The organism is Frondihabitans cladoniiphilus (assembly GCF_039544345.1).
GTDB classification, from domain to species: Bacteria; Actinomycetota; Actinomycetes; order Actinomycetales; family Microbacteriaceae; genus Frondihabitans; species Frondihabitans cladoniiphilus.
The window spans coordinates 199,540-218,626 of the sequence record NZ_BAABLM010000003.1 but is presented as its reverse complement, the minus strand read 5'-3'; the positions used below and the strand labels follow the sequence as shown (position 1 = coordinate 218,626).

Sequence of the window (19,087 nt, the reverse complement as noted above, 5' to 3'; positions counted from 1 at the left end):
GACTTACACCCGTCCGTCTCACCAGCGACGGGTCTCTCGGCTTCGCCAGTCGAGGGCACTCCGGACTCACCAGCCGGAGCGATCACGCATCCGATCAGGGGATCCCTTTTGCCGAACCACAAAGCCGTGTCGCCGAACCGTCGCTTCTTCCGAGCGGGCGCTCTGGGGGCCGCGATCCTTCTGCTCTCCCTCGCGGTCACGCAGGGCCTCGGCCTCTCACCGGCTCGCGCCGCGACCGCCCTGCTCTGCGACCAGAACACGATCTACGGCATCGAGTCGGGCGCCAATGCCGGCGTCGTCGACTCGATCGACGTCACGACCGGGGCCACCGCGGCCCTGCCGAGCTTCGGCGCCGCGACCAACGCGCTCGGCATCACCCCGAACGGCCTGCAGGCGTACGCCCTGATCAACTCCGGCACGGCGACCACGACCGGCACGATCTACGAGTACGACATGACGGCGTCCACGCCCCAGCCGACACAGATCACCGGCGTCACGATCCCGGCCAACACCTATCGCGGCGCGATCAACCCGCTGACGAAGATCTACTACTACGCCCAGGGCAACACCACCGACGCCCAGATCTACGGCTACAACACCGTCACCGGGGCGAGGCTCGGCCTGGTCGGCACGATCAGCGGCCTGACCGCCTCCAACGGCGACATGGCCTTCTCCACCAGCGGGCAGCTCTACATCGCCTCGGGCGCCGAGCTGCTCCGCCTCGACCAGACGGTCCCGACCGTCGGCGGCACCGCCGCCCTGTCGTCCACCGTGATCGCCAACCTGCCGGCCGGTACCAACACCCCGGGCGTCGCGTTCTCGGCCGACGGGTACCTCTACGTGACGGCCAGCCCGAGCCTCTACAAGATCAACCCGTCGTCCGGCGCCCTCGTGGCGACCACGACCATGGCGAACGGCTTCACCCCCGTCGACCTCGCCTCCTGCAACTACCCCAACTCCCTCTCCGGCCAGTCCAGCGTCGACACCCGCTGGCAGGCGGGCGACCAGTTCACCACCACCGTGACCGGCAACGGCATCGCCCTCGCGAACACGGCCACGAGCACCGGCACCGCCACCGGCCTTCAGACCGCGAAGTCGGGCGCCAACCTCACCGTCCCCGGCAGCACCTACACCGTCACGCAGACGGCGGCGGGAACGACTTCGCTCGCGAACTACACCACGACGTACGTCTGCACGAACACCAACACCGGCACGGCCATCCCCGGCGCGAGCGGCACCGGGAACGTGGCGAGCGTCACCCTCCCGACTCCCACCGTCGACGGCATCGACATCAACTGCGTCTTCACGAACAAGCTGATCGCCGTCCACGCGACGGCGGTGAACGACGCGTACTCGACGCCCAAGAACACGGCGCTGACGATCGCGGCCCCGGGCATCCTCGCCAACGACACCGGCACGGGTGCCACCTTCACCAGCAACACGCAGCCCGCACACGGCACCGTCGTCGTGAACGCGAACGGAGGCTTCACCTACACGCCGACCACGGGCTTCGCCGGCACCGACACCTACACGTACACGATCACCGACTCGGCCGGTGCGACGTCGACGGCCACGGTCAGCATCGTCGTCGGCCCGATCGCGGCCACCGACACCGGCACGGTCGTCGACGGCGCCACGCTCACGACCACCCCCGGCAACGGCAACGTGCTCGACAACGACCAGGGCGTCGGCCTCACCGCCTCGAACGCCAGCGTTCCCGCCCACGGCACCGTCACGCTGAGCGCCAACGGCAACTACACGTACACGCCGACCACGCCGTACTCGGGCGCCGACTCGTTCACCTACCGGGTGACCGACTCCGCCGGGCACACCGACACCGGCACCGTGAACCTCACCGTGCTGCCGAAGGCGGTCGACGACACCCTCACCTCGACGACGCTCGGCACGACGGTCACGATCCCGGTCGCCCCGTCGCTCACCAACGACCTGGGGACGGGTCTGTCCGTCACCGCCGTCGGCACCGCGGCGCACGGCTCGGTGACCCTGAACGCGGCCAAGACCTCCTTCGTCTACGTCGCGAACGGCACCTACTCCGGCCCCGACACCTTCACCTACACGGTGACCGACTCGAGCGGCAAGACGAGCACCGCCACCGAGACGATCGGCGTGAAGCCGGTCGCCGTCGACGACACCCTGGTGGCCACACCGGCGGCCACGCCCGACACGATCTCGTCGGCCACCCTCCTCTCCAACGACAAGGGGACGGGTCTCACCGTCACGGGCGTGAGCTCCGCCTCGACCGGCACCGTGACCCTGTCGGGCACGACCATCACGTTCACCCCCGCGGCGGGCTTCTCCGGCAACGCCACGTTCGTCTACACGGTCACCGACTCCTCGGGACAGCCCGCGTCGGCCACGGCCACCGTCCCCGTCAACCCCGGCGCCGTGAACGACACCGCGACCGCCACCTCCGGCCAGGCGCTCACCGTCGCCACCCCCGGAGTCCTCGCCAACGACAACGGAACCGGCCTCTCGGCGACGGTCGTCACCGGCCCGACCCACGGCACCCTGACGCTCAACACCAACGGCTCGTACGTGTACACGCCGGCCTCGACCTTCTCCGGCACCGACACCTTCACGTACAAGGCGACCGACTCGGCCGGTCGCAGCACCACCGCGACCGACACCATCACCGTCCTTCCCCTGGCGGTCAGCGACGCGCTGCCCAACACGTCCGCCGGCACCGCCCGGACCCTCGCCGGCTCGACGCTCCTCGCGAACGACAACGGCTCGACCCTCACCATCACGTCCGTCGGCACTCCTGCCCACGGCACTGCGGTCCTGAACGCCAACGGCAGCGTGACCTACACGCCGGCGACCAACTGGTCCGGCCCCGACTCCTTCAGCTACACGATCAGCGACGGCACGAACTCCAGCACGGCGACCGACACCATCACGACCACGCCCGTCGCTGTCAACGACACCCTCCCGTCGACGCCCGTGAACACGGCCAAGACGATCCCGGCCGCCGCCTTCACCGGCAACGACCGCGCGACGACTCCGACGATCGCCTCGGTCGGCACCCCCTCCCACGGCACGGCCACCCTCGCCGGCGACAAGAGCTCGGTGACGTACACGCCGGCTGCGAACTTCTCCGGCACCGACTCGTTCACGTACACGATCGCCGACGCCACCGGGCAGACGTCCACCGCCACCGCGACGATCAACGTCACGCCGACCGCGGGCACTCTGACGACCACCGCCACGGCCGGCATCGCCGACCCGGTGCCCGCCGCTCAGGGTCTCCTCTCGCAGTCGACCGGCTCCAACCTCACGGTCGCCGTGACGACGAACCCGCAGCACGGATCCGTGACCCTCGGCACCGCGGGTGCCTACACCTACACGCCCGCCGCGAACTTCTCCGGCACCGACACCTTCGGCTACACGGTCACCGACGCGAACGGCCAGACCGCCACCGGCACCGTGACCGTCACGGTCCTGCCGAAGGCCAACGAGGACATGCTCGGCGCCATCGCCCCCGGCACCTCGACGATCTTCCCGGCCACGGCGTTCACCGCGAACGACGGCGGCGCCGGCCTCCGCATCACGGCCGTGACCCAGCCGGCCATCGGCACCGTCGTCCTGAACGCCGACGGCACCGTCACCTTCACGGCAGGGCCGACGGCCAGCGGCGACGCGACCTTCACCTACACGATCACCGACGCCGCCGGCCGCACGAGCGCCGCGCCCGCCGACGTGACGATCAGCGACGTCGCGACCCCCGACTCGGCCACCACGCCGGCAGGCTCGACCCTGACCGTCGCCGCCCCGGGCGTCCTCGGCAACGACACCGGCACGAACCTCAAGGCCACGCTCGGGGATGCACCCCTGCACGGCACCGTGCAGCTCGCCACCGACGGTTCCTACGTCTACAAGCCCACCGCGGGCTTCTCGGGCATCGACCGCTTCACGTACACGGCGACCGACACGAACGGCGACACCGCCACCGGTCTCGTGACGATCACGATCACGCCGACCGCCGTCGCCGACGCACTCACCGCTCCGGCCGGAACGACCACCGCCCTCGCCGCTTCCGGGGTCCTCTCCAACGATCTGGGCACCGCGGTCACCGTCACGAAGGTCGGCACGGCCGGCAACCCGGGCACGGCGGTCGCCACGACGGCCGGAGGCTCGGTGACGATCTCGACGAACGGGGCCGTGAGCTACACACCGCCCGCGGGCTTCTCCGGCACGGACACCGTGACCTACACGATCACCGACGGGAACGGCATCGCCTCGGCCACCCCGGGGACTCTGACCATCACGGTCACTCCGACGGCGGTCGACGACACGCTCGCGCCGACTCCGGTGAACACCACGGTGACGATCCCGGCCGCGACCCTGACCGGCAACGACCAGGCGACGACGCCGACCATCACGGCGGTCGGAGTGCCGGCGCACGGTACCGCGACCCTCGCGGCGAACGGCAGCACCGTCACCTACAAGCCCGCCTCGAACTACTCGGGCGCCGACTCGTTCACCTACACGATCACCGACGCCTCCGGCCAGAAGTCGACTGCGACGGCGACCATCAAGGTCACGCCGACCGCCGGCAACCTGACGACCACGGCGACGTCGGGTGCCCCGGACGCCGTCCCCGCGGCCCAGGGTCTGCTCTCGCAGGCCACCGGCTCCGACCTGACGGTCGCGATCGCCACGAACCCGCAGCACGGCACCGTCACCCTCGGCACCGGCGGCGCCTACACATACACCCCCTCGTCCGACTTCTCCGGCACGGACACCTTCACCTTCACGGTGACCGACTCGACCGGACAGACCAGCACCGGCACGGTGAGCGCCACGGTGCTCCCCAAGGCGAACGACGACGCCCTCGGCACCGTCGCGCCGGGCACCACGACGACCTTCCCGGCTTCCTCCTTCCTCACGAACGACGCCGGAGCGGGTCTGACGATCACGGCCATCACCCAGCCGGCCACCGGCTCGGCCGTCCTGAACGCCGACGGCACCGTCACGGTCACGGCGAACGCGACGGCCAGCGGTGACGCCTCCTTCACCTACACGATCACCGATTCGGCCGGTCGCACGTCGACGGCCAAGGCCTCCCTCACGATCGGCGTCGCTGCGAAGCCGGACACGGGCACCACGCCGGCGGGGACGCCCCTCACCGTCGCCGCACCCGGCGTGCTGGGCAACGACACCGGCACGGGCCTGACGGCGACGCTCACCCAGGCGCCCGCCCACGGCACCGTCCAGTTGGCGTCGAACGGCTCGTACGTGTACACGCCGACTTCAGGCTTCTCGGGGACGGACACGTTCACCTACGCGGCCACCGACACCAACGGCAGCGCGGCACCCGGCGTCGTGACGATCACCGTCACTCCGGTCGCCACGCCGGACTCGATCACCGCCCTGGCCGGCACGACGACGACCGTCGCGGCACCCGGCGTGCTCGCCAACGACCTCGGCGGGGCACCGACCGTCACCCGGGTCGGCACCGCCGGAGCTCCGGGCACGGCCGTCGCGACGACGGCCGGCGGATCGGTCACGATCTCGGCGAACGGAGCCGTCTCCTACACGCCGAAGGCGGGCTTCTCCGGCACCGACACCGTGACCTACACGATCACCGACGCGTCCGGAGTGGTCTCGGCCGCCCCCGGCACGATCACCTTCACGGTGAAGCCCGTCGCGGTGGACGACACCCTTCCGTCGATCGTCGCGGGCGGCACCGAGACGGTCCCCGCCTCGACGTTCCTCGGCAACGACAGCGGCACCGAGCTGACCGTCACGGCAGTCGGCACCCCGGCTCATGGCACCGCGACCCTGAACGCGAACGGCACCGTGACCTACAAGCCGACCGCCGCCTTCTCCGGCACGGACTCCTTCACCTACACCGTGACCGACGCGTCCGGTCAGACCGCCACGGCCACCGCCTCGGTGAGCGTCACCCCGACCGCCGCCGGCCTGAGCACGAGCACGGTGGCCGGAGTCGTCGACCACGTCCCGGCCGCGAACGGTCTGCTGTCCGCCTCGACGGGCACCGGCCTCGTCCCGGCGATCACGACCCAGCCGCAGCACGGCACGGCCGCGCTCGTGGGCACCGCAGGAGCCTTCGACTACACCCCGGCCACGGACTTCTCGGGCACGGACACCTTCGGGTACTCCGTCACGGACCCGTCCGGCGGCACCGCGAACGGCACCGTCACGGTGACGGTCCTTCCGAAGGCGAACGCCGACTCGATCTCCGGTCCGACCGGCACGCCGATCGTGACGCCGGGATCGTCGCTGCTCGCCAACGACCACGGCACGGGCATCCGCGTCACCTCGGTCACGCAGCCGACCCATGGCACCACCGTCCTGAACGCCGACGGCTCGGTCACCTACACGCCGGCCGACGGCACCTCCGGGCCCGACTCGTACACCTACACGATCACCGACACGGCGGGCGGGACCAGCACGGCGACCGTCACCATCGGCGTCGGCGACGTGGCGCGACCGGACTCGGGCACGACCACGGCCGATCGGACCCTGACCACGACCGCGGCCACCGGCGTGCTGGCCAACGACTCGGGCTCGGCGCTCAAGGCCTCCCTCGTCAGCGGACCGACGCACGGCACGCTCACGCTGAACGCCGACGGTTCGTACACGTACACCCCGAACACCGGCTTCTCGGGCAACGACTCCTTCGTCTACACGGCGACCGACGCCTCCGGGAACACGGCGACGGCGACGGCCACCCTGGTCGTCGACCCGCTCGTCACGCCTGACACGGTGTCCGTCCTCGCCGGCACCCCGGCGCACGAGGACACCCGCGGCGTCCTGGCCAACGACGACGGTTCCGGCCTGGCCGTGACCGCGGTCGGCACCGGAGCACCCGGCGCGACCGTCACCACGACGGCCGGAGGCACGGTCGTCATCAAGGCCGACGGCACGCTCGACTACACGCCGAAGGCGGGCTTCTCGGGCAACGACACCGTGACGTACACGGTGACGGACACCTCGGGCAACACCGGCACGGCGACGATCACCTTCGCGGTCGCCCCGCGGGCCGTCGACGACTCGTTCACGACGCCCTCGGCCACTGCCCTCGCCATCACCAGCACGCAGCTGACCGGCAATGACCTCGGATCGAGCCTCGGTGTCGTCTCCACGACGACTCCGGCGCACGGCACCCTGGTCGCGAACGGCGCGACCTACACCTACACGCCGGAAGCCGGGTTCTCGGGCACCGACTCGTTCACCTACACGGTGCGCGACGCCTCCGGCCAGACTGCCACCGCGACGGCTCGCATCCTCGTCGGCGACCTTGCGGCCGACCACGCCTACACGACGCCCTCGTCGCAGAAGCTGACGGTCACCGCACCCGGTCTCCTGGCGGGAGCCACAGGCACGGGGCTCACGGCAGCCCTCGACTCCGCTCCCACCCACGGCACGGTGACGGTGGATCCCACCGGGGCGTTCGTCTACACGCCCGCGACCGGCTTCTCGGGTACCGACTCGTTCACCTACCGCATCACCGACGGCTCGGGTCAGGTCAGCACCGGCACCGCGACCGTCACCGTGACCCCGGTCGCGAACGACGACACGCTGACGGCTCCGGCCGGCACGCCGATCGACATCCCCACCCCGGGCGTGCTCGGCAACGACTCCGGCACGGGACTCCACGTGACGGCGGTCGGTACGCCGCAGCACGGCACCGCCACGGTGAGCGGTGACGGCGCGATCACGTTCAAGCCGACCTCGGGCTACTCCGGAACCGACACCTTCGGCTACACGGTGACGGACCAGGACGGCCGGACCGGCACGGGCACCATCACAGTGCACGTGACGCCCGTCGCGGTCGACGACAGCGCGACCACGCCGCCCGGCGGAGCCGCCCTGACCGTCCCCGTGGCGACCGGCCTCCTCTCGAACGACACCGGCACCGGACTCACCGCCACGCTCGCCACGGGGCCCTCCCACGGCACCGTGACGATCGCTCCCGACGGGTCGTACGTCTACACGCCGGCCGCCGGATTCTCGGGCACGGACACGTTCACCTACACGGCCACCGACTCGAGCGGGCAGGCGACGACGGCCACGGTGACCCTCACCGTTCCGCCGCTGGCCGACGCGGTCAACGACACGGCGTCCGGCACCCCGGGCCAGCCGGTCACGATCGACCCCCTGTCGAACGACAGCCCGACCTCGGGAGCCACTCTCGACCCGGCCTCGCTGACGCTCATCGACCCGGTCACGGGCGCCCACGTCCGCACGGTCACGCTGGCCGGCAAGGGCACGTTCGCGATCGTCGGAGGCCGCGTCGTCTTCACCCCGGTGGCCGGGTTCACCGGCAACGCCACGGTGCAGTACCAGGTGACCGACTCCGACGGCGTCACGGTGACGGCGACCATCGCGGTCGCCTACCCGACCCCGGCGCCGACGATCCCGGCCGGGCCCGCGGGCACCTCCGGAACCCCGGTCGCAGGCGTCCTGGCCTTCACCGGCAGCGCGCCGTTCGGAGCAGCGGCTCTGCTGGCACTGCTCGCCATCGGACTCGGCGTCGGGCTCCGTCTCCGCAGCCGCCGGGGACGCCACTCCTGACATCCCAGGAGGCATCGGGCAGGATCGAGGGATGACCACAGCCCTCATCACCGGTGCCTCCACGGGAATCGGAGCCGCGTTCGCCCGCCGCCTGGCCGAAGACGGTCTCGACCTGGTCCTCGTGGCCCGCAGTGCCGACAAGCTCGAACTCCTCGCCAGTGAGGTCCGGGCATCCACCGGGGTCTCGGTCACGGTCCTCCCGAAGGACCTGGGCGCGCGGGATGCCCCGGCCGAGCTCGCAGCCGAGTGCGAGCGTCTCGGCCTCGACGTCGACTTCCTCCTCAACAACGCCGGCTTCGGCACGCACGGTCTCGTGGCCGACGCCGACCCGGCGCACCTCGCCGACGAGGTGCGCCTCAACTGCGCCACGCTGACCGAGCTGACGGCCCGCTTCCTCCCGGCCATGACCGCACGGGGCCGCGGCACGATCGTCAACGTCGCGAGCAACGCCGCCTTCCAGCCCTTGCCGCAGATGGCGGTCTACGGGGCGACGAAGGCCTTCGTCCTGTCGTTCACCGAGGCGCTCTGGCACGAGGCGAAGGGCACCGGCGTCCGGGTGCTGGCACTCTGCCCCGGCCCCACCGACACCCCGTTCTTCGAGATCGCGGGCGAGGACTTCGCGGGTGCCAACAAGCGCACCACCGACCAGCTCATCGCCACCGCCAAGCGCGCTCTCGCTCGCAACCAGCCGAGCGTCGTCGACGGCCTCGGCAACGCGGCGCTGGCCCGGCTCGGCACCCGTCTGCTGCCGAAGCGCCTCCTCCTGCTCGCTGCCGAGAAGGTCGTCACCCCGCGCTAGTCCTGCTGGCCTGCCCTGCCCTGCCCTGCCCTGCTTCGGCGTCCCGCTATTCTCTCGCCGCCTCTCCCGGCCCATCCGTCAACTCCAGAACACGCCGCTCACTTTCCGCGGATCCTGCAGTTCCTGGAGTGGCCCCACCCCGCCTCTCCTGTCCCATCCGCCGACTCCAGAACACGCCGCTCATCTTCCGCGGATCCCGCAGTTCCTGGAGTCGCCGCCTCCCCGCCTCTCCGGGCCCTATCCGCCGACTCCAGAACACGCCGCTCACTTTCCGCCGAGTCCGCAGTTTCTGGAGTCGCCGCCCGCGACCAGCCGCGCCACCCGACCTCGTCCGCCTACCGTGGCCGCCGCAGCCCCGTCCGCGCGGCGGCGCGCACCGCCGCCGTCACCGCGTCGAGCAGCGGCGACGCCAGGTTCCACCGCTGCCAGTGCAGCTCCACGTCCACCGGCGACCGCGGCGCGACGTCTACGAGGGCGCCCGAGGCGATCGCGTCCGTGCACTGCAACTCCGGCAGCATCCCCCAGCCGAAGCCCAGCGCGATCGCCCGCGCGAAGTCGTCCGACGTCGGGATGTGGTGGCGGGGCCCACCCGCCGACCCGGCCACGTGCCGCCTCAGGAACGCGTCCTGCAGGTCGTCCGTCCGATCGAACGCGACCACCGGAGCCGCCTGGAGCCACGACACCCCCGAGCCCGTGGGATGCACGCCCCGCCATCGAGCCGCGAAAGCCGGCGAGCACACCGCCCGGTACCGCATCGCTCCCAGCGGCGTCGTCAGACACCCCTGCACGGCCTCCCGCGTCGAGGTCACCGCAGCCAGCACCGTCCCGGAGCGCAGCAGCGACGTCGTGTTCTCCTGATCCTCCCGGTGCAGCTCGAACACGACGTCGTGGTCGGCGGCGACCGGCGCCAGAGCCGGCAGGAACCAGGTGGCGAGGCTGTCCGCGTTCACCGCCAGGGCCATCGGGACGGCGCCCGCCCCGTCGGCACCGCCGAGGGCCCGGGCCGTGTCCGCCTCCAGGAGCGCCACCTGCCTCGCATGCCGGAGCAGCACATCCCCCGCCTCGGTCAGGCCCACCGGCGTGGTCCGCACCACCAGCACCCGGCCCGCGGCGTGCTCCATCGCCTTCACGCGTTGCGACACCGCCGACCCGGTGACATGGAGTCGGGCGGCGGCCCGCTCGAAGGTGCCCTCCTCGACCAGCGCCAGGAGCGTGCCGAGCTGGTCCGCGCCGAAATTCTGCATAAGCCGAGCTTAGGCATCGTAAGAATCATTAGCTGTACTACGGGGGATGCCCGACCCTACCGTTGAGCCGTGACCACGACCCTCCTCCCCGCCCTCCTCGGCCTCGCGACCGGACTCTCGCTCATCGTGGCCATCGGCGCGCAGAACGCGTTCGTCCTCCGCATCGGCATCGAGGGGCGCAACCGGGTAGTGGCCGCCGTCGTCGTGATCTGCGCGGCATCCGACGCCGTCCTCATCGTCGCGGGCGTCCTCGGCATCGGCGCGATCGTGCAGGCCGCCCCCGTCGCGTTGATCGTGATCCGGGTGATCGGAGCAGCCTTCCTGATCGTCTACGGGCTCTTCGCGGCCCGCAGAGCCGTCAAGCCCGGGATCCTCGTCCCCGCCGATCCGGCAACCGCCACCGCCCTGCGCTCCGCCGTCGCCACCGCCGTCGCCCTGACCTGGCTCAACCCGCACGTGTACCTCGACACGGTCCTGTTCCTGGGGTCCGTCGCCAACCAGCACGGACCGACCGAGCGCTGGTGGTGGGCCGGAGGAGCGGTCCTCGCGAGCTGCCTCTGGTTCGCCGGCCTCGGCTTCGGAGCGCGTCTCCTCCGGCCGGTCTTCGCCCGACCCGCGGCCTGGCGGGTGCTCGACGCGGTCATCGCCGTGGTCATGATCGCCCTCGGCGTGCGTCTCGCGCTCGGTGCGTAGCGGCTCTGCGCGTAGCGGCTCTGCGTGGAGCGCCTCGGTGTGCGACGGCGCTTATACCGAAGATTCTGACGCAGGTCAACGACCCACTAGACAGGGCATGTCGGGAGACATATAGTTGACCTTTGCGCTACCCATGCAATCGGTCGTCATATTGCGGTCAACTGAAGCCCCCCGAGTATAGCGGCGGGGGAGGGTGTCTCGTCTGGAACCTCGGTTCCCCGGCACCCAGGGTGGCTCGTCTCCACACAACCACAACGTACTGTTCGACAGACGACACAGGGTCTTCTGACCCACGGAGGTAGTTTCCTTGGCTGCTGCGCCCAACGCACAAACCAACTCACCCAAGAACGGCCGCGCCGCCTCGCGGCTCTCGTTCGCGAAGATCACCGACACGCTGACGGTCCCCGACCTGCTGGCGCTTCAGACGGAGAGCTTCGACTGGCTGGTCGGCAACGACGTGTGGAAGGCACGTCTCGCCGAAGGACAGGCTCAGGGTCGTACCGACCTCGCCGTCCACTCCGGGCTCGAGGAGATCTTCGAGGAGATCTCCCCGATCGAAGACCTCGGCGAGACGATGCAGCTGTCGTTCACCGCGCCCGAGCTCGAAGACCCCAAGTACTCGATCGACGAGTGCAAGGAGCGCGGCAAGACCTACGCCGCTCCTCTCTACGTCAACGCCGAGTTCATGAACCACCTCACCGGTGAGATCAAGACCCAGACCGTCTTCATGGGCGACTTCCCGCTGATGACCGAGCGGGGCACGTTCATCATCAACGGCACCGAGCGCGTCGTCGTGTCGCAGCTCGTCCGTTCTCCCGGCGTCTACTTCGACCGCACCCCCGAGAAGACCTCCGACAAGGACGTCTATTCGGCTCGCGTGATCCCGAGCCGCGGTGCCTGGCTCGAGTTCGAGATCGACAAGCGCGACCAGGTCGGCGTCCGCATCGACCGCAAGCGCAAGCAGAGCGTCACCGTCTTCCTGAAGGCCCTCGGCCTCACCAGCGAAGAGATCCTCGAGCAGTTCAAGGGCTTCGCCTCGATCGAGGCCACCCTCGAGAAGGACGCCATCCTCACCAAGGAGGAGGCGCTGAAAGACATCTACCGCAAGCTCCGTCCGGGCGAGCAGGTCGCCGCCGAGGCCGCGCGTGCGCTCCTCGACAACTTCTACTTCAACCCGAAGCGCTACGACCTGGCGAAGGTGGGTCGTTACAAGATCAACCGCAAGCTGGGCATGGATGCTCCGCTGACCGACTCGGTCCTGACCGTCGAAGACATCGTCGCGACGATCAAGTACCTGGTGTCGCTGCACGCCGAGCAGAAGACCATCTCCGGTGTCCGCGACGGCGCCCCCGTCGAGCTCCGCCTCGACGTGGACGACATCGACCACTTCGGCAACCGTCGCATCCGCGCGGTCGGCGAGCTGATCCAGAACCAGGTCCGCACCGGTCTCTCGCGCATGGAGCGCGTCGTCCGCGAGCGCATGACCACGCAGGACATCGAGGCGATCACCCCGCAGACCCTGATCAACGTGCGCCCCGTCGTCGCCGCGATCAAGGAGTTCTTCGGCACCTCGCAGCTGTCGCAGTTCATGGACCAGAACAACCCGCTCTCGGGTCTGACCCACAAGCGTCGTCTGTCGGCCCTCGGGCCCGGCGGTCTGTCGCGTGAGCGCGCCGGCGTCGAGGTCCGCGACGTCCACCCGTCGCACTACGGCCGCATGTGCCCGATCGAGACCCCGGAAGGCCCGAACATCGGTCTGATCGGGTCGCTCGCGTCCTTCGCGCGCATCAACTCGTTCGGCTTCATCGAGACCCCGTACCGTCGCGTCGTCAAGGGCCACGTGTCCACCGACATCGACTACCTGACCGCCTCCGAAGAGGACGACTTCGTCGTCGCGCAGGCCAACGCCCCGCTGACTGACAAGTTCGACTTCGCCGACGACAAGGTCCTGGTCCGCAAGAAGGGCGGAGAGGTCGAGCTCGTCGGCAAGGACGAGGTCGACTACATGGACGTCTCGCCGCGCCAGATGGTGTCGGTCGCGACCTCGCTCATCCCGTTCCTCGAGCACGACGACGCGAACCGCGCCCTCATGGGTGCGAACATGCAGCGTCAGGCCGTCCCGCTGGTCCGCAGCGAGTCGCCTCTCGTCGGCACCGGCATGGAGGGCTACACCGCCATCGACGCGGGTGACGTCGTCACCGCCGAGAAGGCCGGCGTGGTCCTCGAGGTCTCCGCCGACGTCGTCACCGTGCAGCTCGACGAGGGCGGCACGCAGGAGTACTACCTCCGCAAGTTCGACCGCTCGAACCAGGGCGCCAGCTACAACCACCGTGTGATCGTCGACGCCGGACAGCGCGTCGAGGTCGGCGAGGTGCTGGCCGACGGTCCCGCGACCGAGAACGGCGAGCTCGCGCTCGGCAAGAACCTCCTCGTGGCGTTCATGCCGTGGGAGGGCTACAACTACGAAGACGCCATGATCCTGAGCCAGAACCTGGTGAAGGACGACACGCTCTCCTCGATCCACATCGAGGAGTACGAGGTCGACGCCCGCGACACGAAGCTCGGCAAGGAGGAGATCACCCGTGACCTCCCCAACGTCAGCCCCGACCTGCTGGCCGACCTCGACGAGCGCGGCATCATCCGCATCGGAGCCGAGGTCCGCCCCGGCGACATCCTCGTCGGCAAGGTCACGCCGAAGGGCGAGACCGAGCTCAGCGCCGAGGAGCGCCTGCTCCGCGCGATCTTCAACGAGAAGAGCCGCGAGGTCCGCGACACGTCCCTGAAGGTGCCTCACGGCGAGCAGGGCACGATCATCGGCGTCAAGGTGTTCGACTCGCAGGACGGCGACGACGAGCTCGGCTCGGGCGTCAACCAGCGCGTGGTCGTGTTCATCGCCCAGAAGCGCAAGATCACCGCAGGCGACAAGCTCGCCGGTCGTCACGGCAACAAGGGCGTCATCTCGACCATCCTCCCGGTCGAGGACATGCCGTTCCTCGCCGACGGAACCCCCGTCGACATCATCCTGAACCCGCTGGGCGTGCCCGGTCGAATGAACTTCGGCCAGGTGCTCGAGATCCACCTCGGGTGGATCGCCAAGCAGGGCTGGAACGTCGAGGGCATCCAGGAGTGGGCCGAGAACCTGCCGAAGGAGGCCTTCTCGGCCGCCCCCGGCACGAAGGTCGCCACCCCGGTGTTCGACGGTGCGTCGGAAGACGAGATCGCCGGCCTCCTCGACTCCACCCTCGTGACCCGCGACGGCGAGCGTCTCATCGGTTCGTCCGGTAAGGCCCAGCTGTTCGACGGCCGCTCGGGCGAGCCGTTCCCGGACCCGGTCTCGGTCGGTTACATGTACATCCTGAAGCTGCACCACCTGGTCGACGACAAGATCCACGCCCGTTCGACCGGTCCGTACTCGATGATCACGCAGCAGCCGCTGGGTGGTAAGGCGCAGTTCGGTGGCCAGCGCTTCGGTGAGATGGAGGTCTGGGCCCTCGAGGCCTATGGAGCCGCGTACGCGCTCCAGGAGCTCCTGACCATCAAGTCCGACGACATCCTCGGCCGCGTCAAGGTGTACGAGGCGATCGTCAAGGGTGAGAACATCCAGGAGCCCGGTATCCCCGAGAGCTTCAAGGTCCTCATCAAGGAGATGCAGTCGCTCTGCCTCAACGTCGAAGTCCTCTCCGCCGACGGTCAGACCGTCAGCCTGCGAGACAACGACGACGAGGTGTTCCGCGCCGCGGAAGAGCTCGGCATCAACATCTCCTCCCGCTTCGAGTCCTCGTCGGTCGACGAGATCTAAAGCACTCACCCTCCGACTACTTTCGTCACTTTCCACAAAGGGATAAACATTGATCGAAGCAACAACTTTCGATGAGCTGAAGATCGGCCTGGCGACCTCCGAGAACATCCGCGCCTGGTCGCACGGCGAGGTCAAGAAGCCCGAGACCATCAACTACCGCACGCTGAAGCCCGAGAAGGACGGCCTCTTCGGAGAGCAGATCTTCGGACCCAGCCGCGACTGGGAGTGCGCTTGCGGCAAGTACAAGCGAGTCCGCTTCAAAGGCATCGTCTGCGAGCGCTGCGGCGTCGAGGTCACCAAGTCCTCGGTCCGCCGTGAGCGCATGGGACACATCGAGCTCGCCGCGCCCGTCACGCACATCTGGTACTTCAAGGGTGTTCCGTCGCGCCTCGGCTACCTGCTCGACATGGCTCCGAAAGACCTTGAGAAGGTCATCTACTTCGCGGCCTACATGGTCATCTCGATCGACGAGGAGGGCCGTCACGCCGACATGCCCGGACTCGAGAACGAGCTCCGCCTCGAGATCAAGCAGCTCGAGTCGCAGCGCGACACTCGTATCGCCGACCGTCTGAAGAAGCTCGAAGACGACCTCGCCGCCCTCGAGGCGGAAGGCGCCAAGAGCGACCAGAAGCGTCGTGCGAAGGACGGCGCCGAGAAGGAGATGTCGCAGACCCGCAAGGCGTTCGACGAGGACATCAACCGCCTCGAGCGCGTCTGGGAGGACTTCCGTTCGCTCAAGGTCGGCGACCTCAAGCCGGAGGACGCCGTCTTCCACGAGCTCCAGGACCGCTTCGGCATCTACTTCGAGGCCCACATGGGTGCCGAGGCGATCCAGAAGCGTCTCCAGGCGTTCGACCTCGAGGCCGAGGCCGAGATCCTCCACGACCAGATCGCCAACGGCAAGGGTCAGAAGAAGATCCGCGCCATCAAGCGTCTCCGCGTCGTGAGCTCCTTCCTGTCGACCGGCAACTCGCCGGCCGCCATGGTGCTCGAGGTCGTCCCGGTCATCCCGCCGGAGCTCCGCCCGATGGTGCAGCTCGACGGTGGCCGCTTCGCGACCTCCGACCTCAACGACCTCTACCGTCGTGTGATCAACCGCAACAACCGTCTCCGTCGCCTGCTCGACCTCGGTGCTCCCGAGATCATCGTGAACAACGAGAAGCGCATGCTGCAGGAGGCCGTCGACGCCCTGTTCGACAACGGTCGTCGTGGTCGCCCCGTCACGGGTACCGGCAACCGCGCCCTGAAGTCCCTGAGCGACATGCTCAAGGGCAAGCAGGGTCGTTTCCGCCAGAACCTGCTCGGCAAGCGCGTCGACTACTCGGGTCGTTCCGTCATCATCGTCGGACCGACGCTGAAGCTGCACCAGTGCGGTCTGCCCAAGCAGATGGCTCTCGAGCTCTTCAAGCCGTTCGTGATCAAGCGTCTGATCGATCTGAGCCACGCTCAGAACATCAAGAGCGCCAAGCGCATGGTCGAGCGTTCGCGTCCGCAGGTCTGGGACGTCCTCGAAGAGATCATCCGTGAGCGCCCGGTTCTGCTGAACCGCGCACCCACCCTGCACCGTCTGGGCATCCAGGCGTTCGAGCCGCTTCTCGTCGAGGGCAAGGCCATCCAGCTGCACCCCCTCGTCTGCGCTGCGTTCAACGCCGACTTCGACGGTGACCAGATGGCCGTCCACCTGCCCCTGTCGGTCGAGGCCCAGGCCGAGGCGCGCATCCTGATGCTCGCCTCGAACAACATCCTCAAGCCGTCCGACGGACGCCCCGTCACCCTGCCCGCCCAGGACATGATCATCGGTCTGCACTACCTGACCACGGTCAACGAGGGCGCCACCGGTGAGGGTCGTGCGTTCTCGTCGGTCTCCGAGGCGATCCTCGCCAAAGACCAGGGCAGCCTCGACCTCAACGCCGTCGTGAAGATCCGCATCCCGGGTCTGACCTTCGCCGAGGGCAAGGCTCCCGCCGGTTACAACGAGGGCGAGACCACTCTGGTCGAGACCACGCTGGGCCGCGCGCTGTTCAACGAGGCGCTTCCGGACGACTACCCCTTCGTCGAAGAGGTGACCGACAAGGGTGTGCTCTCGCAGATCGTCAACGACCTGGCCGAGCGCTACCCCAAGGTCGCCGTCGCCGCCGCTCTCGACAACATCAAGGACGCCGGCTTCTACTGGGCCTCGCGTTCGGGCGTCACCGTCGCTCTCTCCGACATCCTCACGCCTCCGCGCAAGCCGGAGATCGTGGCGGGCTACGAGAAGCAGGCCGCGGCCGTCCAGGGCGAGTTCGACAAGGGTCTTATCTCCGACGCGGAGCGCCGCGCCGACCTGATCAAGATCTGGACCGAAGCCACCAACGAGGTCGCCGTCGCGATGCGGGAGAACTTCCCGAAGAGCAACACGATCAACCGCATGGTCACGTCCGGTGCTCGTGGTAACTGGCTGCAGGTCCGCAACATCGCGGGTATGCGTGGTCTGGTGAACAACCCGAAGGGTGACATCATCCCTCGTCCGATCATCTCCTCGTACCGCGAGGGTCTGTCGGTCGCCGAGTACTTCATCGCGACGCACGGTGCCCGTAAGGGTCTGGCCGACACGGCTCTCCGTACGGCCGACTCGGGGTACCTCACCCGTCGACTCGTCGACGTGTCGCAGGACGTCATCATCCGTGAAGACGACTGCGGTACCTCGCGCGGTCTCGAGCTGCCCATCGCCGCTCCCGACTCGACCGGCAAGCTGGTTCGCGATGCCACCGTCGAGAACACGGTCTACGCCCGCACGCTCTCCTCGGAGGCCGTCGACCCCAAGGGTGTCGTCGTCGCCGAGGCCGGTGCCGACGTGGGCGACGTGCTCATCGACCAGCTGGTCGCCGCGGGTGTCGAGAGCATCAAGGTGCGCTCGGTCCTCACCTGCGAGTCCGCTGTCGGTGTGTGCGCGAAGTGCTACGGCCGTTCGCTGGCGACCGGAAACCTCGTCGACATCGGAGAGGCCGTCGGCATCATCGCGGCCCAGTCGATCGGCGAGCCCGGCACGCAGCTGACCATGCGTACCTTCCACACCGGTGGTTCGGCCTCGGCCGACGACATCACGCAGGGCCTGCCTCGCGTCACCGAGCTGTTCGAGGCTCGTACCCCCAAGGGTGCGTCCCCGATCGCCGATGCCGCCGGCCGTGTCGTGATCGAGGACACCGATCGTGCCCGTCGCGTCATCCTCACGCCCGACAACGGCGACGAGCCGGTCATCTACCCGGTGCTCAAGCGTTCGACCCTCCTCATCGAGGACGGCCAGCACGTCGAGCTCGGGCAGCAGATCATCGCTGGTGCCGTCGACCCCAAGGAGGTCCTGCGAGTCAAGGGCGTCCGTGCGGTCCAGCAGCACCTCGTCGGTGGCGTGCAGGACGTGTATCGCTCGCAGGGCGTGCCGATCCACGACAAGCACATCGAGGTCATCGTCCGTCAGATGCTCCGCAAGGTCACCGTCGTCGACCACGCCGACACCGATCTGCTCCCCGGTGAGCTCGTCGACCGGATGCGCTACAACGAGATCAACCGCGCCGCCCTGACCGAGGGCAAGAAGACGGCTTCGGCTCGTCAGGAAGTCCTCGGAATCACCAAGGCGTCGCTCGCGACCGAGTCGTGGCTGTCGGCCGCTTCGTTCCAGGAGACCACGCGTGTTCTCACGCAGGCCGCCATGGAAGGCAAGAGCGACCCGCTGATGGGCCTCAAGGAGAACGTCATCATCGGAAAGCTGATCCCGGCCGGTACCGGTCTCAGCCGCTACCGTGACGTCGCCGTGGAGGCGACCGAAGAGGCGAAGGCCGAGCGTTACCCGAACCGTGTCTTCACCGACGACGCGTCGTTCAACGAGGCTGACCTCAGCTTCGTCGACTTCGATTCGTTCTCGAGCGACGACTTCACCCCGGGCACGTACAACTAAGCAGCAGCCCTGCACCCAGCACCACGAGAAGGCCCCGTCACTCCCCGGAGTGGCGGGGC

Annotated in this window: 6 protein-coding genes; 5 read left to right on the top strand and 1 reads right to left on the bottom strand. The window is 68.9% G+C overall.

The window, feature by feature from the left end; all coding sequences use genetic code 11:
• The first annotated feature begins 126 nt into the window (after positions 1-126).
• Together ABEA39_RS09180 and ABEA39_RS09175 are read left to right on the top strand one after the other, a co-directional pair.
• Complete coding sequence (locus ABEA39_RS09180; RefSeq protein WP_345375540.1) at positions 127-8,562, top strand: Ig-like domain-containing protein; 8,436 nt, start codon at positions 127-129, stop codon at positions 8,560-8,562.
• A 31-nt stretch (positions 8,563-8,593) separates the two neighbouring features.
• Positions 8,594-9,361, top strand: a complete 768-nt coding sequence (locus tag ABEA39_RS09175; RefSeq protein WP_345375539.1) for an SDR family NAD(P)-dependent oxidoreductase — start codon at positions 8,594-8,596, stop codon at positions 9,359-9,361.
• 335 nt (positions 9,362-9,696) lie between these two features.
• Here ABEA39_RS09175 and ABEA39_RS09170 read toward each other — a convergent pair whose 3' ends face one another.
• Entirely contained in the window at positions 9,697-10,605 is a 909-nt protein-coding gene (locus tag ABEA39_RS09170; RefSeq protein ID WP_345375538.1) for a LysR family transcriptional regulator ArgP, read from the bottom strand.
• 69 nt (positions 10,606-10,674) lie between these two features.
• On the opposite strand from ABEA39_RS09170, the gene ABEA39_RS09165 reads away from it, so the two are divergent.
• The 3 genes from ABEA39_RS09165 to ABEA39_RS09155 all read left to right on the top strand — a co-directional run bounded on the left by ABEA39_RS09165 (position 10,675) and on the right by ABEA39_RS09155 (position 19,028).
• Positions 10,675-11,298, top strand: a complete 624-nt coding sequence (locus ABEA39_RS09165) for a LysE/ArgO family amino acid transporter (RefSeq protein WP_345375537.1) — start codon at positions 10,675-10,677, stop codon at positions 11,296-11,298.
• Positions 11,299-11,605: 307 nt separating this feature from the next.
• Positions 11,606-15,097, top strand: a complete 3,492-nt coding sequence (gene rpoB / locus ABEA39_RS09160; RefSeq protein ID WP_345375536.1) for a DNA-directed RNA polymerase subunit beta — start codon at positions 11,606-11,608, stop codon at positions 15,095-15,097.
• A 49-nt stretch (positions 15,098-15,146) separates the two neighbouring features.
• The gene (locus tag ABEA39_RS09155) at positions 15,147-19,028 is read left to right on the top strand and encodes a DNA-directed RNA polymerase subunit beta' (protein WP_345375535.1); all 3,882 of its coding nucleotides are present in this window, start codon (positions 15,147-15,149) and stop codon (positions 19,026-19,028) included.
• The last annotated feature ends 59 nt before the right edge of the window (positions 19,029-19,087 follow it).

Bases quoted from the DNA above. Each gene is read 5' to 3' on its own strand.
- ABEA39_RS09175 (WP_345375539.1), top strand. From the start codon at position 8,594: ATGACCACAGCCCTCATCACCGGTGCCTCCACGGGAATCGGAGCCGCG.
- ABEA39_RS09170 (WP_345375538.1), bottom strand. From the start codon at position 10,605: ATGCAGAATTTCGGCGCGGACCAGCTCGGCACGCTCCTGGCGCTGGTC.